The organism is Pseudomonas juntendi, from assembly GCF_009932375.1.
Lineage (GTDB): Bacteria > Pseudomonadota > Gammaproteobacteria > Pseudomonadales > Pseudomonadaceae > Aquipseudomonas > Aquipseudomonas juntendi.
Genome location: NZ_BLJG01000048.1, coordinates 18,326 through 45,007 on the forward strand (window position 1 = coordinate 18,326; position 26,682 = coordinate 45,007).

The following is a 26,682-nucleotide window of genomic DNA, read 5'->3' on the forward strand; positions in this document are numbered from 1 at the left end:
CTATACGCTGGTAAGGGCTTTGACCGGATCAAGGCGCGCAGCCTTGCGGGCCGGCATGAAACCGAACACCACGCCGGTGATGACGGCGCAGGTGAAGGCGCCGAGAATGGCGGGCAGGGCGAATGCCACGGCGATGTCGGCGAGCATCAGGCCGCCACCGATGCACAGTGCCAGCACGATACCCGTCACCCCGCCGACCATCGATAGCATCACCGCCTCGCTGAGGAACTGACGCAGGATATCGCGCTGGCGGGCGCCGGTGGCCATGCGGATACCAATCTCGCGGGTACGTTCGCGCACGGTCATGAGCATGATGTTCATCACGCCGATACCGCCGACCAGCAGGGAAATGGCGGCGATGGCACCGAGCATCAGCGACAGGCTGTTCTGCGTGCGCGCCTCGGCCTGGATCAGCGCGGCGTCGTTGGTCAGTTCGAAGTCCTGCTTGTCCTGGTGGCGCTGGCGCATCAGGTGGGCGATTGCCCGCTCGGTTTCGCTCACCCGGCTCGAATCGGCTGCGGCGATGATCACGTATTCCGGGTCTTGCTTGCCGAACAGGCGTACGGACGCGGCGGAGTAGGGCACCACGATGCGCTCGTCGCTGTCCTGGTCGCCGGAGCTGGCACCTTTGCCGGCGAGCAGGCCGACCACCTGGAAGGGCACGTTGCCGATCAGCAGGTACTGGCCCAGCGGATCGCTGCCAGGCTCCATGAGCTTGTCCCGGACCTTCTGGCCGATCACCGCGACGGCGGCGGCAGCCCGTTCGTCAGCTTCGGTGAAGAAGTTGCCTTCGACCACTGGCCAGTTGAGGATCTCGGAGAACTGGGTGTTATTGCCGCCGACATAGAACTGCTGGTTGTTGTTGCCGTGGCGCACGGTCAACTGGTCGCCGATCACCGGCATGATGCGCTGGACCTGGGGTAACTGGGCGATGGCGGCGACATCGTCCAGCGTGACGATGCCGGCCGGTTCGCGCAGCGTGGCGTGGCGGCCACTGAGGTAGAGGATGTTCGAGCCGAACGCAGCCATCTGGGCCATGACCTGGCGCTTGCTGCCTTCGCCGACAGCCAGCATCACTACCACCGAGGCCACGCCGATGACGATGCCGAGCAGGGTCAGGGCGGTGCGGAAGCGGTTGATCCACATGACCCGCCAGGCCGCTTGCAGGGCCTCGAGCAACTCGCCCTTCCAGGCCCCGCGCAAGGTGGCGCCGCGGTCCAGGCGCTGGCGCAGGTCGTCGGCCTGCAGGCCTGGGTGCGCCGCGTCGAGGGGCCGGTCGGCCGCCGAGTCGCTGATCACCAGGCCGTCGCGAATTTCGATCACCCGTCGCGCCCGGGCCGCCACTTCACGGTCGTGGGTGATGAGGATGATCACATGGCCCTGGCTGGCCAGTTCGTCTAGCAGGGCCATGACTTCGGCGCCGCTGTGGCTGTCCAGGGCGCCGGTGGGTTCGTCGGCGAGGATGATGTGGCCGCCGTTCATCAAGGCGCGGGCGATCGACACCCGCTGCTGCTGGCCGCCAGACAACTGGTGCGGGCGGTTGCCCGTGCGGCTGGCCAGGCCGAGGCGTTCGAGCAGGGCCGAAGCGCGGGCATGGCGCTCGGCGGCCGGGGTACCGGCATAAATGGCCGGCATCTCGACGTTTTCCTGGGCCGAGCCGGAGGGGATCAGGTGGTAGCCCTGGAATACGAAGCCGAAGGCTTCGCGCCGCAGCCAGGCCAGTTCGTCACTGTCCAGCTCGGCAACATCCTTGCCGGCGAAGCGGAAGCTGCCGGTGGTAGGGCGATCGAGGCAGCCAAGTATGTTCATCAGGGTCGACTTGCCCGAGCCGGAGGCACCGACGATGGCGACGAACTCGCCGGAGTGGATGCTCAGGCTGATGCCGCGTAGCACTTCCACCTTCGGCGAGTCGATGCCGCCGTAGTGCTTGCGGATGTCAGTGAGTTCGATCAAGGGCGCTGTCATTCAACCTCCGCTGGCGGCTGGGGCGCCGATGACCAGTTGCTCGCCTTCGGCAAGGCCGTCGAGTATCTGCACGCGCAAGCGATCGCTCAGGCCGGTGCGCACCTTGCGCTGTTCGATCTTGCCGTCGCGGGTGACCACCTGGGCCAGGCGCACGCCTTCGTCGCCGGCACCATCCAGGGCTGCCAGTGGCGCCGTGAGCACTTGGCTGGCCTGGCCGGCGACGAAGAACACCTGGGTGGTCATCTCGGCCATCAGGGCGCCATCGGGGTTTTCCACATCGAGCAGCACGGTGTATTGCACCACTTGGGCGCCGGTGGTGCCGGCGATGGCACTGGCGGGGCTGCCACCGCCCTGGCTGGCCTGGTCCAGCGGCTTGGGCGGGATCGGCAGGATCTGCCGCACGGTGCTGGTCCAGCGGCGCTTGCCGCCGGCCAGGGTGGTGAAGTAGGCGGTCATGCCGGGCTTGACCTTGCCGATGTCGGCTTCGGACACCTGCGCCCACACGGTCATTGGCGAGAGCTTGGCTATGCGCAGGATCAACGGGGTTTGTTGCTGGGCATTGAGGGTTTGCCCTTCGCGGGCATCGACTGCCACCACCGTGCCGTCCATCGGTGCGTAGATTCGGGTGTAGCCCAGCTCGGCTTCATCGCTGCGCAGGTTGGCCTGGGCCTGGCGGATTTGCGCCTGAAACATGTCGATGCGGGCCTGGGTGACCTTCAGCTGGGCGTCAGCCGTTTGCACGTCTTCGTCACGGGTGGCGCCGGCGGCGGCCAGGTCGCGCTGGCGCTTGAGCTGTTGCTGGGCCAGTTGGTACTGCGCGCGCTGCTCTGCCAGCTGAGCCTTGAGGTTGTCGATCGAATAGCGCCCGGCATCCAGCCGGGCCTGCTGGGTGGAGGGGTCGATTTCGACCAGCAGCTGGCCTTTGCGCACAGTGTCGCCGACCTCGACGTGCAGCTTGTGGATCTGCCCGGACGCCTGTGCGCCAACATCCACATAACGCCGTGGTTGCAGGGTACCCAGTGCTGTGACGCTGCTTTCGATATCGGCACGGGTGACCGCGACCGTGCTGACTGGCTGAGCCCCGAAGGGCAGGGCTTTCCAGGCCACCAGGCTGCCCAGGCCCAGCAGGCCCAGGCCTACGAGCAGGGCGCGACGGCGGGTGTTGGTTGAACGTGTCATGCAGGCTTCCAGCCAGGAGTGATGGCCACGCGCAGCCCGATTGCGGCGCGCACTGAGGTCCCAGATAGACGAAGGTCAGCCGGGCGGATTTAGCCTTTGTCTCGGGCAGGATCCTTTGTTGCTGAGAATAATTATAATTTGTAAGATCGCAACTTGATATCACTCGGTCCCGCGTTGGTGTCTGGAGGGGTTCCGGCAAAAACTGGCAGGGCGGTCTCAGGTAACGTCGTGGAACATTACTATCGCGAACTGGTGGGTTTCCTTTCCGCGCGCCTGGGCAATCGTCAGGCCGCCGAGGACGTGGCGCACGATGCTTATCTGCGGGTGCTGGAACGCACCCACGCCGAGCGCATCGAGCACCCGCGTGCCTTCCTTTATCGTACCGCGCTCAACCTGGTGGTCGACCGCCACCGCCGCCACCGGGTGCGCCAGGCGGAGCCGCTGGAGGTGCTCGATAGCGACGAGCGCTGGCATACCCCGGCGCCGGCGCACGACATGCAGCACGACCAGCGCCTGGCGCTGATGCAACGTGCGCTGGATGAGTTGAGCAAGGTCTGCCGCGAGTGCTTCCTGCTGCGCAAGCTCGAAGGCTTGTCTCATCAGCAAATCGCCGAGCACCTGGGCATCTCGCGCAGCCTGGTGGAAAAGCACATCGTCAACGCCATGAAGCATTGCCGGGTGCGCATGCGCGAGTGGGAGTGCTGATTGCCGGGCTCAAGGAAAATGCAAATTCTGTCAGCCAGTCACTTGATTTATGCGGTTTTCCCGACTTCTCTCAAAGAAGACCACTGCCAGGCAGGGCCCTGGCAATAGCCGTTAGCGGCGCAGTATGGTCGTGGAACGCTCCCATTACCTACTGCCCAGGTCCGACCATGGCAAACAAGACCCTGCGCATCCTCATCGCCGACGCCCACCCGTGCCAGCGCTTGCAGTTGGAGCGGTTGCTCAACGGCCTGGGCTATTACCGGATTGCCCCGGTGGAGAGCTTTGAAGAGCTGCAGCGCCTGGTGCAGTGCGCCTTGCAGCCCTTCAACCTGTTGCTGGGCAATATCGAGCTGGCCAGCCACGCTGGGGTCGACCTGGCGCGGTTCTGTCGCGTCAGCACGCAGATCCAGCACGCGCTGCTTTACCACTCCAGCCAGTTGAAAGTGCCCGCAGTGCCCGCGGCCGAGCGCCAGGCGGTAAGCTTGAGCCTGCCCCAGGCCCCCGATATCGAGGCACTGGAAACATTCATGGCGATCATCGACACCCCGGTGCTGGTCGGCCAGTTGCCGCTGCCGGATACCCTGGCCGGCAACAGAGCCAGGCCACGGCTGCGGGCCAATTTTGCGCACACGGTGTTCAACCGCTGACGGCGCATAGCGCAGGGCAACCGGGCAGGCATTTGTTATGCTCTTGCCCTTTGCCGATCTGCGGACCCTGCCATGACTGCCATCGATACCGCTCGCCCGCCCCGGTTCAGCCGCGGCGACCACCGGACCCTGGGCCTGGCGGCGCTGGGCGGCGCGCTGGAAATCTACGATTTCATCATTTTCGTGTTCTTCGCGCTGACCCTCAGCCAGCTGTTCTTCCCGCCGGAAATGCCGGAGTGGTTGCGCCTGCTGCAAAGCTTCGGGATTTTCGTCACCGGTTACCTGGCGCGGCCGCTGGGTGGCATCGTCATGGCTCACTTCGCCGACCACCTGGGCCGCAAGCGGGTGTTCAGCCTGAGCATTTTGATGATGGCGCTGCCGTGCCTGCTGATCGGGGTAATGCCGACCTATGCCGAGATTGGTTACGCCGCGCCGCTGATCTTGCTGGCGTTGCGCATATTGCAGGGGGCTGCGGTGGGCGGCGAGGTACCCAGTGCCTGGACATTCGTTGCCGAACACGCACCGCCGGGGCGGCGGGGGTATGCCCTGGGTTTCCTGCAGGCCGGGTTGACCTTTGGCTATTTGCTGGGAGCACTGACCGCGACGCTGTTGGCTCAGGCTTTCAGCGCCGAGGAAATTCTCGACTACGCCTGGCGTTACCCGTTCTTGCTCGGGGGCGTGTTTGGCGTGATCGGGGTGTGGTTGCGCCGTTGGCTGAGTGAAACGCCGGTATTTCTGGCCCTGCGCGAGCGCAAGGAGCAGCCGGTGAAATTCCCGTTGCGCCAGGTGCTGGGCGCGCATCGTGGGGCGTTGATTCCGGCTGCGCTGCTGACCTGCGTGCTGACCTCGGCGGTGGTGGTGCTGGTGGTGATTACGCCGACGGTCATGCAGCAGCGCTTCGGCATGTCCGCCGCGCACACGTTCGCGCTGAGCAGCGTAGGCATCGTCTTTCTCAACATCGGTTGTGTGCTTGCCGGCCTGCTGGTCGACCGCCTGGGCGCCTGGCGGGCGTTGATGATCTACAGCGCGCTGCTGCCGCTGGGCATCGCTGCGTTGTATGCGAGCCTGGTGGGGCAGTGGGGCATGACGTGGCTGGCTTACGCGTTGGCCGGGCTCTGCTGTGGGGTGGTGGGTGTGGTGCCGTCGGTCATGGTCGGGCTGTTTCCGGCACAGATCCGGGTATCGGGTATTTCCTTCACCTACAACGTGGCCTACGCCTTGTGGGCCAGCACTACGCCCCTGGCGTTGATAGCCTTGATGCCGTGGAGCCCATGGGTGTGCGTTGGCTTCTGTCTGGTCATGGGCGCGGTGGGGCTGCTGACTGCCCGCTGCTTTGGCCGCCGCGAACCTTCCGCGTTCGCGGCGGAGCCCATGCCGATCATGTGCGTCGACAAATGAACGAAAAAGCCCCCGGGCCGCGAGGCCAGGGGGCTTTTTCTTGCTGCAAGGGTGGGCTTACATGTTCGGGTAGTTCGGCCCGCCAGCGCCTTCAGGGGTGACCCAGGTGATGTTCTGGGCCGGGTCCTTGATGTCGCAGGTCTTGCAGTGCACGCAGTTCTGCGCGTTGATCTGGAAGCGCTTGTTGCCGTCTTCCTGGGTGACCACTTCGTACACGCCGGCCGGGCAGTAACGCTGGGCGGGCTCGTCGTACAGCGGCAGGTTGCTGGCGATCGGGATGCTCGGGTCGGTCAGCTTCAGGTGGCAGGGTTGTTCCTCTTCATGGTTGGTGCTGGAGAGGAATACCGAGCTGAGCTTGTCGAAGCTGAGCTTGCCGTCCGGTTTCGGGTAGTCGATTTTCTGCGAGTCGGCCGCCAGCTTCAGGCAGGCGTAGTCCGGCTTGGTGTCGTGCAGGGTAAACGGCAGCTTGCCGCCAAACCAGTTCTGGTCGACATAGTTGAAAGCCCCCCCCAGCAGCGGGCCGAACTTGTGCAGTGCCGGGCCGAAGTTGCGGCTGGCGAACAGCTCTTCGTACAGCCAGCTGGCCTTGAACGCGCTGACGTAGCCGTCGAGCAGGTCGCCACCTTCACGCCCGGCAGCCAGGGCGTCAGCCACTGCTTCGGCGGCCAGCATGCCGGACTTCATCGCGGTATGGCTGCCCTTGATCTTCGAGAAGTTCAGGGTGCCGAGGTCGCACCCGATCAGCGCGCCGCCGTTGAAGACCATCTTCGGCAGGGAGTTCAGGCCGCCCTTGCAGATGGCGCGGGCGCCGTAGCTGATACGCTTGCCACCTTCGAGGTATTGGCTCATCACCGGGTGGTGCTTCAGGCGCTGGAATTCGTCGAAGGGCGACAGGTACGGGTTGGCATAGGACAGGTCGACGATCAGGCCGACTACCACCTGGTTGTTTTCCAGGTGGTAAAGGAACGAGCCACCGGTGTTGTCCTTGGCCATCACATCCAGCGGCCAGCCAGCGGTATGCACCACCAGGCCTTGCTCGTGCTTGGCCGGGTCGATTTCCCAGATTTCCTTCAGGCCGATGCCGTAGTGCTGCACGTCGGCTTCGCTGTCGAGGTTGAAGCGCTTGATCAGCTGCTTGCCGATATGGCCACGGCAGCCTTCGGCGAACAGGGTGTACTTGGCGCGCAGTTCCATGCCGGGGGTATACAGGCCGTCCTTTGGCTTGCCTTCGCGGTCGACACCCAGGTCGCCGGTGACAATGCCGCGGACCACGCCGTTTTCATCGAACAAGGCTTCCTGGGCGGCGAAGCCGGGGTAGATTTCCACGCCCAGGTTCTCGGCCTGCTGGGCCAGCCAGCGGCACAGGTTGCCCAGCGAAATGATGTAGTTGCCTTGGTTGTGCATGGTTTTGGGCACGAACAGGTCGGGCACTTTGGTCGAGCTGCCGGCGTCTTTGAGCACGTAGATATCGTCGCGCTTCACTTCGGTGTTCAGTGGCGCGCCCAGTGCCTTCCAGTCGGGGAACAGCTCGTTCAGCGCGCGGGGCTCGAACACCGCACCGGAGAGGATGTGAGCACCGACTTCGGAGCCTTTTTCCACCACGCAGACGCTGATTTCGCTACCGGTTTCGGCGGCCTTCTGCTTCAGGCGGCAGGCGGCGGACAGGCCCGCCGGGCCGGCGCCGACGATGACCACGTCGAATTCCATGTATTCGCGTTCCACAGGTTCTCTCCTACTCATCAAGGCTCGTGCTGTTGCTGGGTCTTATGGGTGCATGCGCGCAGTGGCTCGTCACGGGAGCGAAACTGTAGCTGCGCAACTGACGGACTACACCGTTTTGTCTTGGCCGCGCATTATATCTACACCACTTGGCGGGTCCAATACAAACGTTTGTTTGAATTTGCCGCAGGCCAGTAAAATCACAGGAGTGCGGCTGGAGGGTGACCGATTTGCCGTATTGACCGGATTGGGTGTTACGGTCAAGATACGAGCGGTTTTACGTTCGCCGTAGGCTTGCAGCCGGGCGCAGGTACACCTCTAAAGACCAGGTGTGGAGCAGGGTTTTGCGGGCTTAGGCCGGTTTGTAGTGGAGTTTACACGCCACGACAGGAAATGACCCGTGAGTATTTGTCGCAATGGTCCGAACAAGACTGTTCGGTCACTGTGAAGATGCCGCTTCCCGGTACGTTTTTAGAGGTGCCCTTGTACCCACGCGCATCGCAGGGCTTTGCCCCAGGCGACTATCTATTCACCGGAGAGTAACGAGGAATCCATGAAGGTTCTTGTAGCTGTCAAACGAGTGGTCGACTACAACGTCAAGGTTCGCGTCAAAGCGGACAACTCCGGCGTCGACCTTGCTAACGTCAAGATGTCCATGAACCCCTTCTGCGAAATCGCCGTGGAAGAAGCCGTACGCCTGAAAGAGAAGGGCATTGCCAGCGAGATCGTGGTCGTTTCGGTCGGCCCGACCACTGCCCAGGAACAACTGCGCACCGCCCTGGCCCTTGGCGCCGACCGCGCCATCCTGGTCGAAGCCGCTGATGAACTGAACTCCCTGGCCGTGGCCAAGGCGCTCAAGGCCGTTGTCGACAAGGAGCAGCCACAGCTGATCATCCTCGGCAAACAAGCCATCGACAGCGACAACAACCAGACCGGCCAGATGCTGGCTGCGCTGACCGGCTACGCCCAGGGCACCTTCGCCTCCAAGGTGGAAGTGGCTGGCGACAAGCTGAATGTCACCCGTGAAATCGACGGTGGCCTGCAGACGGTTGCCCTGAACCTGCCTGCGATCGTCACCACCGACCTGCGCCTGAACGAGCCACGCTACGCGTCGCTGCCGAACATCATGAAGGCCAAGAAAAAGCCGCTGGAAACCCTTGCGCCAGACGCGCTGGGCGTTTCCCTCGCCTCCACCAACAAAACCGTGAAAGTTGAAGCCCCGGCTGCCCGCAGCGCGGGTATCAAGGTCAAGTCGGTGGCCGAACTGGTCGAGAAGCTGAAGAACGAAGCGAAGGTAATCTAAATGACTATCCTGGTTGTCGCTGAATACGAAAACGGTGCCGTAGCCCCGGCCACCCTGAACACCGTTGCCGCTGCTGCCAAGATCGGTGGCGATGTGCATGTACTGGTCGCTGGCCAGAACATTGGTGGCGTTGCCGAATCCGCTGCCAAGATCGCTGGCGTGGCCAAGGTCCTGGTTGCCGATAACGCAGCTTATGCCCACGTGCTGCCTGAGAACGTGGCGCCGCTGATCGTCGAGCTGGCCAAGGGTTACAGCCACGTGCTGGCCCCGGCCACCACCAATGGCAAGAACGTCCTGCCGCGGGTTGCTGCGCTGCTGGACGTCGACCAGATCTCCGAGATCATCTCGGTCGAGTCCGCCGACACCTTCAAGCGCCCGATCTACGCCGGTAACGCCATTGCCACCGTGCAATCGAGCGCGGCCATCAAGGTGATCACCGTGCGTACCACCGGCTTTGACGCCGTGGCCGCCGAAGGCGGTTCGGCTGCCATCGAGGCGGTCGGTGCCGCGCACGATGCCGGTATCTCGGCGTTCGTTGGCGAAGAGTTGGCCAAGTCCGACCGCCCAGAGTTGACCGCCGCCAAAATCGTCGTTTCCGGCGGCCGTGGCATGGGTAACGGTGACAACTTCAGCCACCTGTACAGCCTGGCCGACAAGCTCGGTGCTGCTGTGGGTGCCTCGCGCGCCGCCGTCGACGCCGGCTTCGTGCCCAACGACATGCAGGTCGGCCAGACCGGCAAGATCGTCGCGCCGCAGCTGTACATCGCCGTGGGCATTTCCGGTGCGATCCAGCACCTGGCCGGCATGAAGGACTCCAAGGTGATCGTTGCGATCAACAAGGACGAAGAAGCGCCGATCTTCCAGGTGGCTGACTACGGGCTGGTCGCGGACCTGTTCGAAGCGGTGCCAGAGCTGGAAAAGCTGGTCTGATCCGCCTGCTTCACTTATAAAGAACCCGGCCCCGTTACAGGGGCCGGGTTTTTTTATGGCCGGTTACGGGCCAATCGCGATACAAGGAGTGAGCAATGGTGCTGCGTAAAGCAGGCAGGGTGCTGGCATGCATGGCGGTCTTGGTTGCGCCACCGGCCATGGCGGCAGGCAAGTGCGAACGCCTGGTAGCAACCGGCAGCCCTGATGCGCCGCCCTATTCGTGGCAGGACCCGAAAGACCCGCAGCACCTGATCGGTGCCAACGTCGACCTGCTGCGTCAGGTGGCTGGCGAGCTGGGGGTGAAGGTGGAGGTGCTCAGTGCCGGGCGTCGCGAACAGGCACTGCAAGAGGTTCGCAGCGGCCGCATGGACCTGCTGATCGACACGCCGATGCAGGTGGAGCAACTGACTGCGCTGGACTATATCCACCCCCCGTTGCAGTTGAACGAGTACCTGGTGTGGACGCGGCACGATGCGCAACTGACCTTCGATGGCCCGGCCGACCTGGCCCGCTACCAGGGTAGTCTGTCCGAGCGGGCGCGCCTGACGCCGGCCTTTACTGCGTTCGCCAAGGCGCAACTGAAGCTGGTGCCTGCGCAGAATCTTACTCAAGCGTTCCAGAAACTGGTGCTCGGCCAGGTGGATTACGTGCTGGCTGGCCGTTATGCCGGTATGGCCATGGCCCAGAGCCTGGGCATGAGCAATGACCTGATTGCGCGGGGTTTGCCGGTCGACCGCCCAGGCTTGTACTTGGCGCTGTCGCACAATTCCGCGTGCAATGACAGTTGGTTGCGTGGGCAATTGGCGAAAAAACTGACAGAATTGCCGATCTCCGGTGCATCCGAAACGGTACTGCAACGCAATGTCGAGCGCTGGAAAGCGCAGTTGCAGGTGCCGGCGGACGCCCCCAAACACTAGGAAGATTGCGTGAGAACCCAACCACTGATCCTTGCCCTGGCCGTGCTCGGCCTGGCGGGCTGCGCCAATGACCCGGCCCCTAACGAGCAGATGCGTATTTCCGAACAGGCGCTGGAGCAGGCCAGGGCCGTCGGTGCAACCGACCAGGTCGAATCGCTGAAACTGGCCGAAGACAAGCTGGCGCGGGCCAGGACCAACATGCTGACCGAAGACTACCGCGATGCGCGCATGCGCGCCGAGCAGGCGGAACTGGACGCGCGTTTTGCCGAGGCCCAGGTGCTGAACCAGAAAAGTGAAGAGCAGTTGCAGTTGTTGCAGTCGCGGGTGCAGCGCCTGCGCAAGCAGCTGGAGGTGCAGCCATGAACCGTCACGCACCCTTCGCCGTACTGGCAGTGCTGGCCCTGGCGGCAGGCCTGCAGGGTTGCGCCAGCCAGCGTAGCAGCGCGGCGCTTGAGCAAGCCAGCGCCGCCTTCCAGAAGGTCAAGGACGATTCCGACGTGTTGCGCAGCGCGCCGCGTGACGTGATTCGCGCAGGCGAGTCGCTGGCGCGCGCCGAGCGCTTGTCCAGCTACATCGGCACCGGCTCCGATGTGCGCCATTACGCTTACCTCAGCCAGCGCTACAGCGAAATTGCCGGTGAGCATGCCAAGCTGGCGCTGAACCAGGAGCGCCAGGTCAAGCTGGACCTGGAGCGCCAGCGTTTGCAGCTGGCTTTGCGCGAGGCCAAGCTGGCCAGCGTTCAGCAGCAAGGCAAATGGGTCGAGGCGCAAATTGCCGCGCTGGCCTCGGAGCAAGCCGACCGCGGCCTGGTGATGACCTTGGGTGACGTGCTGTTCGACACCGGCAGTGCCAACCTGAAAAACACCGCCAGCCGAACCGTGCTCAAGCTGGTGCAGTTCCTGCAGCTCAACCCACACCGCGTGGTACGCATCGAGGGCTATACCGACAGCACGGGCACGCCTGAAGAAAACCTCAAGCTGTCGCACGACCGGGCTCAGTCCGTTGCCGACATGTTGGTGGACCTTGGTGTCGACGAAAAGCGCCTGCAGGTTGAAGGCTACGGCGACCAGTACCCGATCGAGGCCAATGCCTCGGAGCGGGGCAGGGCGCAGAACCGCCGGGTCGAGATTGTGTTTTCCGACGACAAGGGCAGGCTCGCGCCGGCGCGTTGAACGAGTGTGTTCGGCTCGGTGCGGTCGGCGCCGATCAGATCGCGCGCTGCCCGCGCGGCGCTGGATCTCACAGGCGCTGAAGATGCAGTGGCGGCCCCACCATCTGTCCCGGTACACTTCTTGACTGTTACGGTATCCTCTACTGTCAGTGAGTCGCACAAGAACAACGAGCCCGTCCGCGCGTCGAGATCCCGCCATGACCAACCTGCTGCTGTACCAGCGTATCGCCCAGCAACTGGCCGATGACATTCGTCGCGGCGTCTACCAGCCAGGCGAGCGGGTACCCTCCGTACGCAAGATGAGCGCGCAGCTCAACGTCAGCCATGCCACGGTGCTGCAGGCCTACGCCAACCTCGAAGACCAGGGCCTGATCCGTGCGCGGCCGCAGTCCGGCTACTATGTGCACCAGACCCCGGCCCTGACCGCCCCGACCCCGGATATCGCCAGGGTCGAGCGCCCAGGCCTGGTCACACGTGCCAGCATCATCCAGCAGGTATTGACCGAGGCCCGCCGCGACGGTGTGTTCCCGTTCGGCGCTGCCGTGCCGCATGTGGATTATCTGCCCGTGCGCGCGCTGCACCAGCAAATCGCCAAGGTGACACGCTTCCACAGCCCGCGCGCCTTCAGCTACATGTTCAGCCCAGGGTTCGAGCCGCTGCGCCGGCAAATTGCCATTCGCATGCGCGATGCCGGTGTGATCGTCGACCCGCGTGAGGTGATCGTGACCCACGGCTGTGTCGATGCCCTGCAGATGTCGTTACGGGTGCTGACCCGCCCCGGGGACCTGATCGCCGCCGAGTCGCCGACCTATTACGGCTTGCTGCAACTGGCGGACCTGCTGGGTTTGAAAGTGATCGAGATCCCCAGCGACCCGTCCACGGGGATCAGCCTCGAAGCCTTGCAACTGGCGGCAAACCAGTGGTCGATCAAGGCCTTGGTGTTGACTGCGCGGCTGAGCAATCCGCTGGGCGGTACGGTGCCGGAAGAGCGGCAAAAGCAGCTGCTGCGCCTGGCGTCGGACTTCGATATCCAGATCATCGAGGACGACATCTATGGCGAATTGATGTTCGAGCAGGGCAAGAGCAAGGCACTGAAAGCCTTCGATCGGCTGGACCGGGTGATCTACTGTTCGAGCTTCTCCAAAACCTTGTCTCCCGGGGTGAGGGTTGGCTGGATGATCGCCGGGCGTTACCAAGACGAGATACAGCGCCTGCAAACTTTCACCACCCATTCAGCCTGCAGCGTGACCCAGATGGGCGTGGCAGCGTACCTGGAGAATGGCGGCTACGACCGGCAGCTGCGCTATATCCGCCAGGAGTACCGCAAGAACCTCAGTGCCTACCAGCTGGCGGTGCAGCAGCACTTCCCCGAAGGTACCCAGATGACCCGGCCTACCGGGGGGTTCATCCTCTGGGTGAGCCTGCCTGGGCGGGTGAATACGCAAGAGCTGCATGTGCGTGCGTTGGAGCAGGGCATCAGTATTGCTCCGGGGTTGATATTCAGTAACACGGAACAGTTCAACCACTGCATCCGCCTCAACTGCGGTATTCCGTGGAACAAGGAGGCAGAGCGGGCGGTCATGACCTTGGGCTTGCTGGCACAGCAGCTGTGCCGCGAGCCTGCGCTCACACTTTTGTGAGGGTTGCCAGCAGCCCGCGGAACAGGGAGCATACGAGCCTTTACAGCGGGTCTGTCCATTTGCCATGAATGCATTACGTCGTTTTGTTCTGATTCTGTGCCTTGCGGCCCCGTGCTGCGCCGCCGCGGGCCTGGCCTTCGCTGCGCAGCCGGCGCAGGCCCAGCAGGCACAGAAAAAAAACGCCGCCAAGCCTGCGCAGAAGCCGGTGACCCGCAAAGCCCCTGTCAAGAAAGCGCAACCGCCAAGCAAGGCAGTTGCCAAGCCCTTGCCCAAGGCAAAGCTGGACCTGAGCCTGCCCACCGACCTGGTCGACAACCTTGAGCCGGACGTAGGTTCGCCTTCGCCGATCCAGCGCCGCAAACCGCTGCTGCCCCCTATGTTCCGGGACAAGCCGGAAGCCGACGACAGCCCGTTCCAGCTCAATGGCCGCTTGATCAACAATGAAATGCAGCTGCAACTGCGCAATGACAGCCGCCGTGAAGTGGAAGGTGCGGCTATCGATTTCGAGTACCGGCAGTAAGGGGCAAACTGACTGCCGGGTCATGTCATTTTTCATCGTGCCAGCAATTTCAAACACCTGTTTGGGCGGGTACTATCCAGGGGCGTTCGTCCCGTTACTTGTTTCAGGGAGTCCTGAGTTTGGTGAATCGCCATGAACTGCCGTGAGGGCTGCGGTGCCTGCTGCATTGCCCCGTCCATCACCTCTGCCATGCCGCGCATGCCCAATGGCAAGCCAGCTGGCGAGCGCTGCCTGCACCTGACGGCGGCCAACCTCTGCGACCTGTTCGGCAAGCCTGAGCGGCCAGCAGTGTGTGGCGGGTTCAAGGCAGATGTCGAGGTGTGTGGCAGTGACCGTGACGAAGCGATCAGGATTCTTGGCTGGTGGGAGCAGATGACGGCGGCGTGAAAGGCTGGATCTTCGACAACAAGGATAAACATGATGAGATCGTTAAAGCGTATTGCACTGCTGTGTGGCGTGGGTGTTCTGCTTTCGCCGGCGGCCTGGGCCGAAAACTGGCAAGTGGCCAAGGACGAGGAGGGCATCAAGGTGTCCCTCAGCGAAGTCGCTGGCTCCAAGTACAAGGCCTATCGCGGGGTGACCGTGATCAAGGCGCCGCTGGCCAAGGTCGAGGCACTGCAGGAAGACGCGGCCGGGGCATGTGCATGGATTCACGAATGCAAATCGCAGAAGCTGCTCAAGCATGAAGGTAACCAGAGCTGGACCTACACCCAGTTCAATACGCCATGGCCGGTGACGCCGCGCGATTCGGTGCTGCATATCACCACTGTCAAGGAGGCTGATGGCAGCGTCACCCGCAACCTGAAAGAAGAGCCGACCTACCTGCCGGAAGAGAAGGGCTTCGTGCGGGTGGCTAAAGTCGAAGGGTTCTGGAAGCTGGTGCCCAAGGGCGACACCACCGAAGTGACCTACCAGGTGCATACCGAGCCGGGTGGCAGCGTGCCGGCGATGGTCGCCAACAAGTTCGTGGTGGATTCGCCGTTCAATACCCTCAAACAGCTGCGTGAACGGGCTGAGAAAAACTGAGGCCTCGCACTGCCTGTAGCGCCTTCAGGTGATGGTGCTACAGGTGGCACCGGCGTCAATAAAAGAACGCCATTATTTGAGCGTTACTGGAAGTTTGACAGCATAAATTTTTGGGCTTAGATTCAAACTCAGTGAGCCATTTCCTGCCCCCTCTCGTGCTCACGCCAACTATAAAAAACGTGCTGCGTTTTTCTTCTGCTTTATAACTTCAAGACCTACGCCTTACCCACTTGTACCTCTGCGCTTGCGGGCCGTTTTGTCCTCGGTCTGTGCAAGGGCGAGCACTTGCCTATTGATTTTCATCCGCCGCGTGTGTGGGAGATATCATCGTGCATGCTAATCGACTTTCGTTATTGCCCCGGATCGCCGGGTACGGTGTATTGGCTTTCATGGGCTGGTTGCTGTTTTCGACATTGTTCATGCCGTTATTGTCGTCATCGGCAACCCGGGCCATTCTCAACGCACCGGTCATTCTGCTGACCACGCCCATCGATGGCGTGGTGCGTACCTTGAATATTCAGCCAGGCACCACGTTCACCACGGGCCAGGATATCGCAACCATCGAGAACCCCCGGGCGGAACAGGAAACGCTGCTGGGCTTGCAGACACGCCGGCTCACCTTGCAGCAGCAATTGGCGGCCATGGCCAGCCAGGCCGAACACGACCGCAAGTACTACAACGCACTGGAGATCACCAGCCAGCAGTACCAGGATGCCTATGAGGTGCGCAAGCGCTACGCGCAGAAGGCCCTGAAGGCTGAGAGCGGGGCGGCTGGCGCACGCCTGGCCGATGCCCGGGAAACACTGGCACGTAACCTTGAGCTGTTTCGCCAGGGCGCGGTGAGCGAGGCCGTCGTGGCCAGTTCCCGGGCGCAACTGGCCTCGTTGCAGGCCGATGCCGAGACCATTCGCTCGCGGGTGCACATCAACGATGGTGATCTTAACGCGGCCAAGGACCAGGTGTACCTGGACCCCGAGCAATTGCGCATGTTCGACCTCAAGTCGCAGATGACCACGCTGAAACTTAGCCTGGATAATCTGGAGCGCAACCGGGTAACCCTCGAAGAAGAACTTTCCCACCTCGACCAGTTGATAGAAAGTGAGCAAAACCGGGTGCAGATGATGGCGGCATATAATGTGGTGGCGTATGCATCCGGCACCGTGCAAGAGTTGATCGCCCCACAAGGCACGCAAGTACGGGCGGGTGCAACGCTATTGCGCGCTACCAATTGCAGTCAAAGTTATGTTATCGCGGTATTCCCGGAGCGAATGGCCAGCCGGATCGACCGGGATAGCGAACTGCAAGTATCAATCCGCGGTGTCGCGCAACCGCTGAAAGCCAAAGTCGTGCAGTTGCTGTCAAGCCCGACCGATGTACAAAGCAGCAATTACAGTGTGCCGTTTCCTTATGCCGAGCAGAACTCGGTCTATGTGGTCGGTACGTTCGACAACAACTTGCCGGCCGATGAGCGCCTGTTGACCTGCAACCCTGGCAACTGGGTGACCGCGACGGTATCGCGATGAACGGCTGGGTGCTTTTTGCGGGGGTGCTCGGGCTGGTGCTGGGCAGCCAGGCCATGGCCCTGGAGCCTCGGGCCCGCCTGCAGCACATGACCTGCGCAGGCATCGGGCAGGCGGTGGCGGCTCAAGGCCAAGGGCCGTTGCTGCTGGCCAGCTATCCGCAGCAGCCGGGGCAGCCTGCCGTGCCAGGCGTGCTGCAAGGCGTGGCATTCACCTACGACAACGCGTTGGCCAGCATCGCCTTGTTTGCCTGCGGCAATGCGCCAGCTGCCCGACAAATTGCCGACGCTTTGGCCTATGCCATCGATCACGACCCTGAGTACCGTGATGGCCGGGTGCGCAATGCTTACGCCGCTGGCCCGCTGCAGGCCGCACCTGTGCGGCTGCCGGGCTACTGGAGCGATGAGCGTGCTGCATGGAGCCAGGATGCGTACCAGGTGGGCAGTGCGACCGGTAATCAGGCGTGGGCAGCGCTGGCGTTGCTGGAGGCTTATCGGCACAGCGGTGAAGCGCGTTATTTGCAGGCGAGCAGAAAGGTGCTCGACTGGGCCCGGCGCACCACCTTCGACAAGGGGCCACCGGCAGGCTTCAACGGGGGCATTTACGGGTTCGCCGCTGCCCCGCAGGTGCAAACCTGGAAGTCCACTGAGCATAACGTCGATCTGGCGGCAGCCTGGGCCTCGTTGGCGCGGCTGGACAACGATAGCGAAGCTGGCCGGCAGGCGCGCATCGCCCGCGGCTTCGTCGAGGCCCACTGGGATGCCGGCCAAGGTCGGTTCCTGATCGGTACCTTGCCCGATGGCCGAACACCGCAGACGCAGCAGTCGGGCCTGGATGCGCAGATCTGGCCGCTGATTGCCATTGCCGACGCACCGCAGCAGTGGCTGCAGGCACTGACGTTCGTGGAGCGGGCCCATGGTTTCGCTCAGGGCTATGGCTTCAAGCAAGACCCTGACGGTATCTGGACCGAAGGCACGGCGCAGGTGGCGGCCGTTGCCAGCCTTCGCGGCCAGGCGCCCCTGGCGCAGCCATTGTGGCCGTTGTTGCTGGCGCAACAGGCTGGCGATGGCTGGCTGTACGCCACCCCGGAGGCACAGGTCAGCACGGGGCTGAGCGTGGGGCCGGACTCGACCCATGACGATTTCCTGTACTTCCACCTGCCCCATTTGGGCGCCACGGCATGGGCGGCGATCGCTGCCACCGGCGTCAACCCTTTCACTGGCGATTACAAGGCCCACTGACATGCAAGCACTGGACTCGACACAACTGCTGCAAATCAACCTGTGGACGCTGGCCATCGTGGTCCTGCTGAGTTGCATGGCCCACCGCGAGCAATGGCTGGCGCGCCTGCTGTTCGGCGCGCTGACCGCGGCACTGCTGGTCAGGTACGTGGCCTGGCGCTTCGCCGACACCTTGCCTGACAGCCGCGCGGGGTTCGCCACGGTATGGGCTTATGGCTTCCTGTTCTTCGAGTTGTTGGGCATTGCCTACACCTTGTTTTCGATCGTGGTGATGTGCCGGCGCAGCGATCACCGCCACGCCGCGGACGCTGGCGAGCAGCGCTTGCGCGCGATGGGGGCCGAGGCGCCGGCGGTCGATGTGTTCATCTGCACCTACAACGAAGGGCTCGAGGTTCTGGAGAAGACCATCATTGCCGCGCAGGCCATGGACTACCCCAACTTCACCCTGTGGGTGCTGGATGACACGCGGCGGGACTGGCTGCGTGACTACTGCGCGAGCATGGGGGTGCGTTACACGCGGCGCGATGACAACCTGCACGCCAAGGCGGGCAACCTGAACAACGGCCTGCGCCAGTCGGCAGCCAGTACCAACGCGCCGTACATACTGGTGCTGGATGCAGACTTCGCCCCGCAGCGGCCGATTCTGCTGCGGACCTTGGGGCTGTTCCAGGACCCTGAGGTCGGGTTGGTGCAGACCCCGCAGTTCTACTACAACCCGGACCCTATCCAGCATAACCTGGGGTCGGCAAACAGCTGGGTGGATGAGCAACGGGTATTCTTCGATGTGTTCCAGCCTGCCAAGGATGCCTGGAATGCAGCGTTCTGCGTGGGCACGTCGTTCGTGGTGCGGCGTGATCTGGTCGAGCGCATGGGTGGTTTTCCCACGGGGTCGGTCTGTGAGGACATCTACACGTCCTACCGCCTGATGCAGATGGGCTACATCACCCGCTGGCTGAACGAGCGTTTGTCCATCGGGCTGTCTGCCGAGGGCCTGACCGAGTACATCAACCAGCGCGGCCGCTGGTGCCTGGGGACGATCCAGGTGGCCTTGCTGCGCCAGGGGCCGCTGTTCGGTCGTGGCTATGGCCTGAACGATCGCCTGCATTACCTGCACGGCCTGCTGCATTGGTGCTCCAAGCCCTTCATCCTGATGATGCTGGTGTCGCCGGTGCTGTATTGGTATTTCGGCATTGCCGGTTTCTATGCAACGCCGGCAGCGTTTCTGGCCTTCGGCATGCCGGCGCTGATCGCCTATTGGGGTTACAGCACCTGGGTGACCGGGCGGCGTTCACTGCCGATCTTCACCGAGGTGACGCAGATCGTTTGCGCATTGGCGGTGACCGCGACCCTGATCAGTGCTGCGATTCGCCCGTTCGGGCGGCCTTTCAAGGTGACGGCCAAAGGCCTGGACCGTTCCCAGACCCAGGTGCACTGGAAGCTGTTCGGGTTTTTCCTGGCCTTGAGTGTGTTGGCGCAGGTCGGCGCAATCACGGCGATCAGCACTGCCAGCCGACTGGACGGCAATATGGTGTTCAACCTGAGCTGGACGGTGCTGGTGCTGCTGTACAACCTGGCGACACTGGTGGCCTGCGTTGATCGGCCACGGCTACACGGTGAGGAGCGCTTTCCGTTTGCTCGGCCCACCCAGCTGCGCCTGGGCACCGGTACGCTGGGTGGGCAACTGGTCGATATCTCGATCAGCGGGGCGGCGTTCGAAGGCGCCATGGCCGGCGAGGTGCCGTGCGGCAGGCGTGGCCAGGTATGGGTGGACAAGGTGGGCTGGCTGGGGGCAGAGGTGGTACGCCGGGATGGCAGCCAACGGCTGGGGCTGCGCTTCGTGGCGGTGCATGAGGCGCAGCGGCGCGCGCTGATCACCAGGCTGTTCAGCCAGGCCAATCCCAATGTGGCCAGCACGGCGCAACCCGCCACTGCGTTCTTCACCTTGCTGCGCCGGGCGCTGCTGGGCGAAGGCGACTGGCGCCTGCGGCTGGTGCGCCGGCCGCGGCAGGCGCCCATCGCCAGCGCGCGGGTGGCTGTGAAGCGCCGCAGCGCCCAGCCGGCCGCCCTGCAGGCTTCCAGCGGCCCTCTCGGCGTGCTGGCTCAACTGCGTGCCTTGATGAACAGCGTTTGGTGAGGGAAGGGCCCATGACTAGACCCCTGCAGTGTGTGATGTTGGCCGCTCAACTGTCTTTGGCCGGCTGTTCGCTCGAGCCTGCCTACGAGACACCGGCGTCCCCCATGGACACCGGCTGGCCGGATAGCGTCGAGGCGGGCTGCTGTGATCCGCGAAACGCTTTCGACCCGGATTGGCGAGCGTTCGTCAGTGACAGCCGCTTGCGCCGGTTGATCGAGTTGGCCCTTGTCGACAACCGTGACTTGCAGCAAGCCGCAGCCAGCGTGGCGCAGGCCAGGGCAGGCTATCAGGGCGCCGCGGCAGCGCTGTACCCCAGCCTGGGCGTCGACACCTATGCCGGGCGCGCAAAGTTGCCGGCGCTGGAGCAAACCCCCGGGGGCGGCTCCAGTGCCGGCAGTGTGGCCAACACCTTCCAGGCCACCGTGGGGTTCACGGCCTATGAGCTGGACTTCTTCGGCCGGGCGCGAAGCCAGGCCCATGCGGCCGAGGCGCGCTTTCATGCCACGCTGGCCGACTACCAGGCTGCACGCATGGCCTTGATCGGCGAAGTAGCCGGGACCTGGCTGACGCTCAAGGCCAATCAGAGCTTGCTTGGGCTGGCAGAGCGCACATTCGAATCCCAGCAGCATTACGGGCAATTGCTGCGTTCCAGTTTCAACCTGGGTTCGACCGCACGCATCGATGTCCACCAAGCCGATGCCATCACCAACACTGCTGCCGTGCAAGTCAGTACCTACCGGATGCAAGTGGCGCAGAACCTCAATGCGTTGCGGGTGCTGTTAGGGCAAACGGTACCGGCCGGGCTGTTGCCGGAGGGCCAGCTTGGGGCGCAGATGGCGACAGCCGATGTACCCGCCGGGGTGCCTTCAAGCCTGCTTGAGCGGCGGCCCGATATCCGGGCGGCGCAGGCTCAGCTGCGCGCTGCCAATGCAGAAATCGGCAGTGCGCGGGCCGCCTATTTCCCCAGCTTTTCGTTGACAGGCGCGCTGGGTAGCCTGAGTGGGGACTTTTCGCGGCTGCTGACAAGCCCGGCTCAGTTCTGGAACCTGGCGGCGCTCGGTTCGCTGACATTGCTCGATGCCGGCCAGCGCAGGGCAGGGGTGGATGCCACTTGGGCCCAATACGACCAGCGTGTGGCTGCTTACGAGCAGACCGTGCTCAACGCCTTCCGTGAAGCGGCCAATGCGTTGAATGCGCGGCAGGAGATGCTGCCGCAGGTTGCGGCCCAGCGGCAGCTGGTCGAGGACTATGAGCAAGCCTACCGGCAGTCGCGGCTGCGTTTCGAGGCAGGTCTGGACAGCTACTTCTCGACCATGGACGCCCAGCGCTCGCTGTTCGGTGCGCAGCAGCGTTGGCTGGAGCTGGAGCTGGCGCGCGAGATCAACCAGGTGAACCTGTTCAAGGCGCTCGGGGGTGGCTGGTCACCGGGGCCGGCGGCAATCGTGGGCAGTGCTGCGCAAGTCGCACGCTAGTTGGCCTGGGTGGCTGATGCGTATCGCCGGGGGAGGGCATGAGCCAGCCCTTGGGTCGCGCGACACCAGGCGTGCGCGCGGCCCAAGGGCTGGCCGGGGGGCTTAAGCGTTACCCGATCAAGCCTTACTTGCGGTCGCCAAGGGCAACGATGTCGCGCTTCTGCTCGCCGGTGTACAGCTGGCGCGGACGGCCGATCTTGTACGGGCTGGAGAGCATTTCTTTCCAGTGCGAGATCCAGCCCACGGTACGTGCCAGGGCGAAGATCACGGTGAACATGCTGGTTGGAATGCCGATCGCCTTGAGGATGATCCCCGAGTAGAAGTCGACGTTCGGGTACAGCGAGCGCTCGATGAAGTACGGATCGGTCAGTGCGATCTCTTCCAGGCGCATGGCCAGTTCCAGCTGCGGGTCGTTCTTGATGCCCAGCTCGCGCAGTACTTCATCGCAGGTCTGTTTCATCACGGTGGCGCGCGGGTCACGGTTCTTGTAGACGCGGTGACCGAAGCCCATCAGCTTGAACGGGTCGTTCTTGTCCTTGGCCTTGGCGATGAAGGTGTCGATGTTCGAGACATCGCCGATTTCATCGAGCATGGTCAGTACGGCTTCGTTCGCACCGCCGTGCGCCGGGCCCCACAGGGCAGCGATGCCCGCGGCGATACAGGCGAACGGGTTGGCACCCGACGAGCCGGCCAGGCGCACGGTGGAGGTGGAGGCGTTCTGCTCATGGTCGGCATGGAGGATGAAGATCCGGTCCATTGCCTTGGCCAGTACCGGGCTGATCGGTTTGATCTCGCACGGGGTGTTGAACATCATGTGCAGGAAGTTTTCCGCGTACGACAGGTCGTTGCGCGGGTACATCATCGGCTGGCCCATGGAGTACTTGTAAACCATCGCCGCCAGGGTCGGCATCTTGGCGACCAGGCGCACCGCGGAGATTTCGCGGTGTTGCGGGTTATTGATATCCAGGGAGTCGTGGTAGAACGCCGACAGGGCGCCGACCACACCGCACATGACCGCCATCGGGTGGGCATCGCGGCGGAAACCGTTGAAGAACGACTTCAGCTGCTCGTGAACCATGGTGTGGTTTTTCACGGTGCTGACGAACTGCGCCTTCTGCTCGGCATTCGGCAGTTCGCCGTTGAGCAGCAGGTAGCAGGTTTCGAGGTAGTCGGATTGCTCGGCGAGCTGTTCGATCGGGTAGCCGCGGTGCAGCAGGATCCCTTTGTCGCCGTCAATGTAGGTGATCTTCGACTCGCACGAGGCGGTCGCCATGAAACCAGGGTCGAAGGTGAAGTGACCAGTGGCCCCTAACCCGCGGACGTCGATTACATCAGGACCAACGGTGCCGGTTAAAATGGGCAGCTCGACGGGGGCAGCGCCCTCGATGACCAACTGCGCTTTTTTGTCAGCCATGTGGCCTCCTATTAATGCTTGAAATCATCAGACAGACCCCCCACGCAGGGCCCGCACCACTATAGAGGGATAAATTCAGATGTCAATTTGCCTAAAGGCTTGTTGAATCAGGCATTCAAGCCTGATTTTTCCCGAAATTCTCGCCCATTTACGCCTTTTGTTCATTAAAGGCAATGCGCTATTTGGGCTACCCCGTCACGTTGTCATAAGCAGCCTAACTGTCTATACTCGGCACCCGACCGCCAGGGGCTTGCAAGCCCGAACTGCTGGGGGTCGCCGTTCCCTGGGTGGTGGGTACCTGACCAGTACACTTACCAACAACTTTGCCCTGATTCGCTAGGGGCTCTTCAGTGTGAAAAAAGCCGTGAAAAGCCAACGACCTGTAAACCTAGACCTAAGGACCATCAAGCTCCCTGTCACTGCGTACACGTCCATCCTGCACCGTATCTCCGGCGTCATCCTGTTCATCGGCCTTGCCATCATGCTTTATGCACTGGGCAAATCGCTGGGTTCCGAGGAAGGCTTCGGCGAGGTGAAGGCGTGTCTGACCAGCCCGCTGGCCAAGTTCGTGACCTGGGGGCTGTTGTCTGCCCTGCTTTATCACCTCGTGGCAGGTGTTCGTCACCTGATCATGGACATGGGCATCGGCGAGACGCTGGAAGGCGGCAAGCTGGGCTCGAAAATCGTGATCGTCATCTCCGTGGTGCTGATCGTTCTGGTGGGAGTTTGGGTATGGTAACCAATGTCACGAACCTGTCGCGTTCGGGCCTCTATGACTGGATGGCGCAGCGCGTATCTGCGGTCGTTCTCGCGGCTTATTTCATCTTCCTGATCGGCTACGTGGTCGCCCACCCAGGCATCGACTACACCCAGTGGCATGGTCTGTTCTCCAACAACGCGATGCGAATCTTCAGCTTGCTGGCCCTCGTTGCCCTCGGCGCTCACGCCTGGGTCGGCATGTGGACCATTGCTACCGACTACCTGACGCCTATGTCGTTCGGCAAGTCGGCAACTGCGATTCGTTTCCTGTTCCAGGCGGTATGCGGCGTTGCGATGTTCGCTTACTTCGTCTGGGGTGTGCAGATTCTCTGGGGTATCTGATTCATGGCTAGCATTCCAACCATTTCTTTCGACGCCATCATCATCGGTGGCGGCGGCGCCGGCATGCGCGCTGCGCTGCAACTGGCTCAAGGCGGCCACAAGACTGCCGTAGTCACCAAGGTCTTCCCGACCCGTTCGCACACTGTATCCGCCCAGGGTGGCATCACCTGCGCCATCGCTTCGGCCGACCCGAACGACGACTGGCGCTGGCACATGTACGATACCGTCAAGGGTTCCGACTACATCGGTGACCAGGACGCTATCGAATACATGTGTCAGGAAGGCCCGGCTGCCGTATTCGAGCTGGACCACATGGGCCTGCCGTTCTCGCGTACCGAAACCGGCCGTATCTACCAGCGCCCGTTCGGTGGCCAGTCCAAGGACTTTGGTAAAGGTGGCCAGGCCGCCCGTACCTGCGCGGCGTCCGACCGTACCGGTCATGCGCTGCTGCACACCCTGTACCAGGGTAACCTGAAGGCCGGCACCACCTTCCTCAACGAGTACTACGCCGTTGACCTGGTGAAAAACAAGGAAGGCGCTTTCGTTGGTGTGATCGCGATCTGCATCGAAACCGGCGAAACCATGTACATCAAGTCCAAGGCTACCGTGTTGGCCACTGGCGGTGCCGGTCGTATCTACGCCTCCACCACCAACGCCCTGATCAACACCGGTGACGGTATCGGCATGGCCCTGCGTGCAGGCGTTCCGGTGCAGGACATCGAAATGTGGCAGTTCCACCCGACCGGCATCGCCGGCGCCGGTGTACTGGTCACCGAAGGTTGCCGTGGTGAGGGTGGCTACCTGATCAACGCCCACGGCGAGCGCTTCATGGAGCGTTACGCGCCGAACGCCAAAGACCTGGCCGGCCGCGACGTGGTCGCCCGTTCCATGGTCAAGGAAATCATCGCCGGCAACGGCGTGGGCCCGAACAAGGACCACGTGCTGCTGAAACTGGACCACCTGGGCGAAGAAGTGCTGCACAGCCGCCTGCCAGGTATCTGCGAACTGTCCAAGACCTTCGCCCACGTCGACCCGGTTGTCGCGCCGGTGCCGGTGGTTCCGACCTGCCACTACATGATGGGTGGTGTTGCCACCAACATTCATGGCCAGGCCATCACCATGGACGAAGAAGGCAAGGATCACATCATCCCTGGCCTGTTCGCCGTAGGTGAAGTTGCGTGCGTATCGGTACACGGTGCCAACCGCCTGGGCGGCAACTCGCTGCTCGACCTGGTGGTATTCGGCCGTGCTGCCGGCCTGCACCTGGAGAAGGCACTGAGCGACGGTATCGAGCACCTCGACGCCAGCGACACCGATATCGATGTTGCCCTGAACCGCCTGAACAAGCTCAACGAGCGTACTTCCGGTGAAGACGTAGCCAGCCTGAAGCGCGAGCTGCAGAGCTGCATGCAGAACTACTTCGGTGTGTTCCGTACCGGCGAATACATGCAGAAGGGTATCGAGCAACTGGCCGGCCTGCGTGAGCGCATCGCCAACGTCAAGATCAACGACAAGTCCCAGGCCTTCAACACCGCGCGTATCGAAGCGCTGGAGCTGCAGAACCTGCTGGAAGTCGCCGAAGCTACCGCCATCGCGGCCGAAGCCCGTAAAGAGTCCCGTGGCGCTCACGCCCGTGAAGACTTCGAAGACCGTGACGACGAAAACTGGCTGTGCCACACCCTGTACTACCCGGGTGAGAAGCGCGTTGCCAAGCGTGGCGTCAACTTTGCGCCGAAGACTGTTCCAGCCTTCGAACCAAAAGTCCGGACTTACTAAGGGTGGCTGCTATGTTGAAAGTCGAAGTTTATCGTTACAACCCGGATACCGATTCGGCGCCAAAAATGGAGTCGTTCGACGTCGATACCGGCGGCAAGGACTTGATGGTGCTGGACGTACTGGCCCTGATCAAGGAAAAGGACGAAGGTTTCTCGTACCGTCGTTCCTGCCGTGAAGGCGTGTGCGGTTCCGACGGCATGAACATGAACGGCAAGAACGGCCTGGCCTGCATCACCCCGCTGTCGGCGGTGGTCAAGGGCAACAAGCTGGTTCTGCGCCCTCTGCCAGGCCTGCCGGTCATTCGTGACCTGGTGGTCGACATGAGCATCTTCTACAAGCAGTACGAGAAGGTGAAGCCGTTCCTGCAGAACGACACGCCGGCCCCGGCCATCGAGCGCCTGCAGTCGCCGGAAGACCGCGAAAAGCTGGACGGCCTGTACGAGTGCATCCTGTGCGCTTGCTGCTCGACTTCCTGCCCGTCGTTCTGGTGGAACCCGGACAAGTTCCTGGGCCCGGCCGCGCTGCTGCAGGCCTACCGTTTCCTGGCCGACAGCCGCGACACCAAGACTCAGGAGCGCCTGGCGTCCCTGGATGACCCGTTCAGCGTATTCCGCTGCCGCGGGATCATGAACTGCGTGAACGTTTGCCCGAAAGGTCTCAACCCGACCAAGGCAATCGGCCACGTACGTAACATGCTGCTGCAAAGCGGCACCTGATACACAGTGTTGTACCTGCAGTAAGCCGAGGTGCGGGCGGTGAGCCCGCACTGAGGTAAAACCCGAGCAAGGGCCCAAAAAGCCCGCGCTCATTACCTATGAAGATATGAGACCAGCAGGGGCTTTCCGGGCTGGTACCCGGAAAATCAGCAGGATCCAGGTGGCGTGGTTCAGTCGCTGTTTTCGGA

At 62.8% G+C, this 26,682-nt stretch carries 24 protein-coding genes; 20 read left to right on the top strand and 4 right to left on the bottom strand.

The genetic code is table 11. From position 1 onward, the window contains the following. Positions 1–1,965 carry a MacB family efflux pump subunit gene (locus tag GYA94_RS07405; protein WP_161892031.1) on the bottom strand — a complete coding sequence of 655 codons (1,965 nt, stop codon included), beginning with the start codon at positions 1,963–1,965 and terminating at the stop codon, positions 1–3. Next, positions 1,966–3,144, bottom strand: coding sequence for an efflux RND transporter periplasmic adaptor subunit (locus tag GYA94_RS07410; RefSeq protein ID WP_161892032.1), 1,179 nt, complete (start codon positions 3,142–3,144; stop codon positions 1,966–1,968). A gap of 228 nt (positions 3,145–3,372) precedes the next feature. Here GYA94_RS07410 and GYA94_RS07415 point away from each other — a divergent pair, with 228 nt between their 5' ends. The 3 genes from GYA94_RS07415 to GYA94_RS07425 all read left to right on the top strand — a co-directional run bounded on the left by GYA94_RS07415 (position 3,373) and on the right by GYA94_RS07425 (position 5,894). Further along, the gene (locus GYA94_RS07415) at positions 3,373–3,849 is read left to right on the top strand and encodes a sigma-70 family RNA polymerase sigma factor (protein ID WP_054904869.1); all 477 of its coding nucleotides are present in this window, start codon (positions 3,373–3,375) and stop codon (positions 3,847–3,849) included. A gap of 167 nt (positions 3,850–4,016) precedes the next feature. After that, positions 4,017–4,496 carry a histidine kinase gene (locus tag GYA94_RS07420; protein WP_110676145.1) on the top strand — a complete coding sequence of 160 codons (480 nt, stop codon included), beginning with the start codon at positions 4,017–4,019 and terminating at the stop codon, positions 4,494–4,496. A 72-nt stretch (positions 4,497–4,568) separates the two neighbouring features. Beyond that, positions 4,569–5,894 (top strand): MFS transporter, encoded by a 1,326-nt coding sequence (locus GYA94_RS07425; protein ID WP_110676143.1) that lies wholly within the window; start codon positions 4,569–4,571, stop codon positions 5,892–5,894. A gap of 57 nt (positions 5,895–5,951) precedes the next feature. Here the strand turns inward: GYA94_RS07425 and GYA94_RS07430 are convergent, their stop codons facing one another. Beyond that, positions 5,952–7,634, bottom strand: a complete 1,683-nt coding sequence (locus tag GYA94_RS07430) for an electron transfer flavoprotein-ubiquinone oxidoreductase (RefSeq protein ID WP_080709229.1) — start codon at positions 7,632–7,634, stop codon at positions 5,952–5,954. Positions 7,635–8,166: 532 nt separating this feature from the next. Here GYA94_RS07430 and GYA94_RS07435 point away from each other — a divergent pair. The 13 genes from GYA94_RS07435 (at position 8,167) to GYA94_RS07495 (ending at position 21,487) form a co-directional block, all read left to right on the top strand. After that, positions 8,167–8,916, top strand: a complete 750-nt coding sequence (locus GYA94_RS07435; RefSeq protein WP_161892033.1) for an electron transfer flavoprotein subunit beta/FixA family protein — start codon at positions 8,167–8,169, stop codon at positions 8,914–8,916. Beyond that, positions 8,917–9,846 (top strand): electron transfer flavoprotein subunit alpha/FixB family protein, encoded by a 930-nt coding sequence (locus GYA94_RS07440; protein WP_054904872.1) that lies wholly within the window; start codon positions 8,917–8,919, stop codon positions 9,844–9,846. It abuts the gene before it with no gap. Positions 9,847–9,941: 95 nt separating this feature from the next. Continuing rightward, the gene (locus GYA94_RS07445) at positions 9,942–10,763 is read left to right on the top strand and encodes a substrate-binding periplasmic protein (protein WP_110676139.1); all 822 of its coding nucleotides are present in this window, start codon (positions 9,942–9,944) and stop codon (positions 10,761–10,763) included. A gap of 9 nt (positions 10,764–10,772) precedes the next feature. Beyond that, entirely contained in the window at positions 10,773–11,126 is a 354-nt protein-coding gene (locus tag GYA94_RS07450) for a DUF4398 domain-containing protein (RefSeq protein ID WP_029886528.1), read from the top strand. Beyond that, positions 11,123–11,935, top strand: coding sequence for an OmpA family protein (locus GYA94_RS07455; protein ID WP_110676137.1), 813 nt, complete (start codon positions 11,123–11,125; stop codon positions 11,933–11,935). The genes GYA94_RS07450 and GYA94_RS07455 overlap by 4 nt, the downstream gene beginning before the upstream one ends. 196 nt (positions 11,936–12,131) lie before the next feature. Further along, entirely contained in the window at positions 12,132–13,574 is a 1,443-nt protein-coding gene (locus GYA94_RS07460) for an aminotransferase-like domain-containing protein (protein WP_009684720.1), read from the top strand. Positions 13,575–13,638: 64 nt separating this feature from the next. Then, the gene (locus tag GYA94_RS07465) at positions 13,639–14,094 is read left to right on the top strand and encodes a hypothetical protein (RefSeq protein WP_110676135.1); all 456 of its coding nucleotides are present in this window, start codon (positions 13,639–13,641) and stop codon (positions 14,092–14,094) included. Positions 14,095–14,226: 132 nt separating this feature from the next. Continuing rightward, positions 14,227–14,481 carry a YkgJ family cysteine cluster protein gene (locus tag GYA94_RS07470; protein WP_009684718.1) on the top strand — a complete coding sequence of 85 codons (255 nt, stop codon included), beginning with the start codon at positions 14,227–14,229 and terminating at the stop codon, positions 14,479–14,481. Between the two features lie 33 nt (positions 14,482–14,514). Then, positions 14,515–15,120, top strand: coding sequence for an START domain-containing protein (locus tag GYA94_RS07475; protein WP_009684717.1), 606 nt, complete (start codon positions 14,515–14,517; stop codon positions 15,118–15,120). A 329-nt stretch (positions 15,121–15,449) separates the two neighbouring features. Continuing rightward, positions 15,450–16,643 carry an HlyD family secretion protein gene (locus tag GYA94_RS07480; protein WP_225785725.1) on the top strand — a complete coding sequence of 398 codons (1,194 nt, stop codon included), beginning with the start codon at positions 15,450–15,452 and terminating at the stop codon, positions 16,641–16,643. Then, complete coding sequence (locus GYA94_RS07485; RefSeq protein ID WP_161892034.1) at positions 16,640–17,881, top strand: hypothetical protein; 1,242 nt, start codon at positions 16,640–16,642, stop codon at positions 17,879–17,881. Before GYA94_RS07480 ends, GYA94_RS07485 begins: the two co-directional genes overlap by 4 nt. A 1-nt stretch (position 17,882) precedes the next feature. After that, on the top strand, positions 17,883–20,015 hold the full coding sequence (locus GYA94_RS07490; protein ID WP_161892035.1) for a glycosyltransferase family 2 protein: 2,133 nt from the start codon (positions 17,883–17,885) through the stop codon (positions 20,013–20,015). Between the two features lie 11 nt (positions 20,016–20,026). After that, a complete protein-coding gene (locus tag GYA94_RS07495; protein ID WP_161892036.1) occupies positions 20,027–21,487 on the top strand; it encodes an efflux transporter outer membrane subunit in 1,461 nt (486 codons plus the stop codon). Positions 21,488–21,611: 124 nt separating this feature from the next. On the opposite strand, the gene gltA is transcribed toward GYA94_RS07495, so the two are convergent. Next, on the bottom strand, positions 21,612–22,901 hold the full coding sequence (gltA, locus tag GYA94_RS07500) for a citrate synthase (protein ID WP_029886714.1): 1,290 nt from the start codon (positions 22,899–22,901) through the stop codon (positions 21,612–21,614). Between the two features lie 352 nt (positions 22,902–23,253). Between gltA and sdhC the strand changes: the two genes are divergently transcribed. Genes sdhC through GYA94_RS07520 form a run of 4 tightly spaced genes read left to right on the top strand, consistent with a single transcriptional unit; the run spans position 23,254 to position 26,494 of the window. Then, positions 23,254–23,640, top strand: coding sequence for a succinate dehydrogenase, cytochrome b556 subunit (gene sdhC, locus GYA94_RS07505; protein WP_008091902.1), 387 nt, complete (start codon positions 23,254–23,256; stop codon positions 23,638–23,640). Further along, a complete protein-coding gene (gene sdhD, locus GYA94_RS07510) occupies positions 23,634–24,002 on the top strand; it encodes a succinate dehydrogenase, hydrophobic membrane anchor protein (RefSeq protein ID WP_008091903.1) in 369 nt (122 codons plus the stop codon). Before sdhC ends, sdhD begins: the two co-directional genes overlap by 7 nt. A gap of 3 nt (positions 24,003–24,005) precedes the next feature. Further along, positions 24,006–25,778 (top strand): succinate dehydrogenase flavoprotein subunit, encoded by a 1,773-nt coding sequence (gene sdhA / locus GYA94_RS07515; protein WP_009684709.1) that lies wholly within the window; start codon positions 24,006–24,008, stop codon positions 25,776–25,778. 11 nt (positions 25,779–25,789) lie between these two features. Beyond that, a complete protein-coding gene (locus tag GYA94_RS07520) occupies positions 25,790–26,494 on the top strand; it encodes a succinate dehydrogenase iron-sulfur subunit (RefSeq protein ID WP_009684708.1) in 705 nt (234 codons plus the stop codon). The last annotated feature ends 188 nt before the right edge of the window (positions 26,495–26,682 follow it).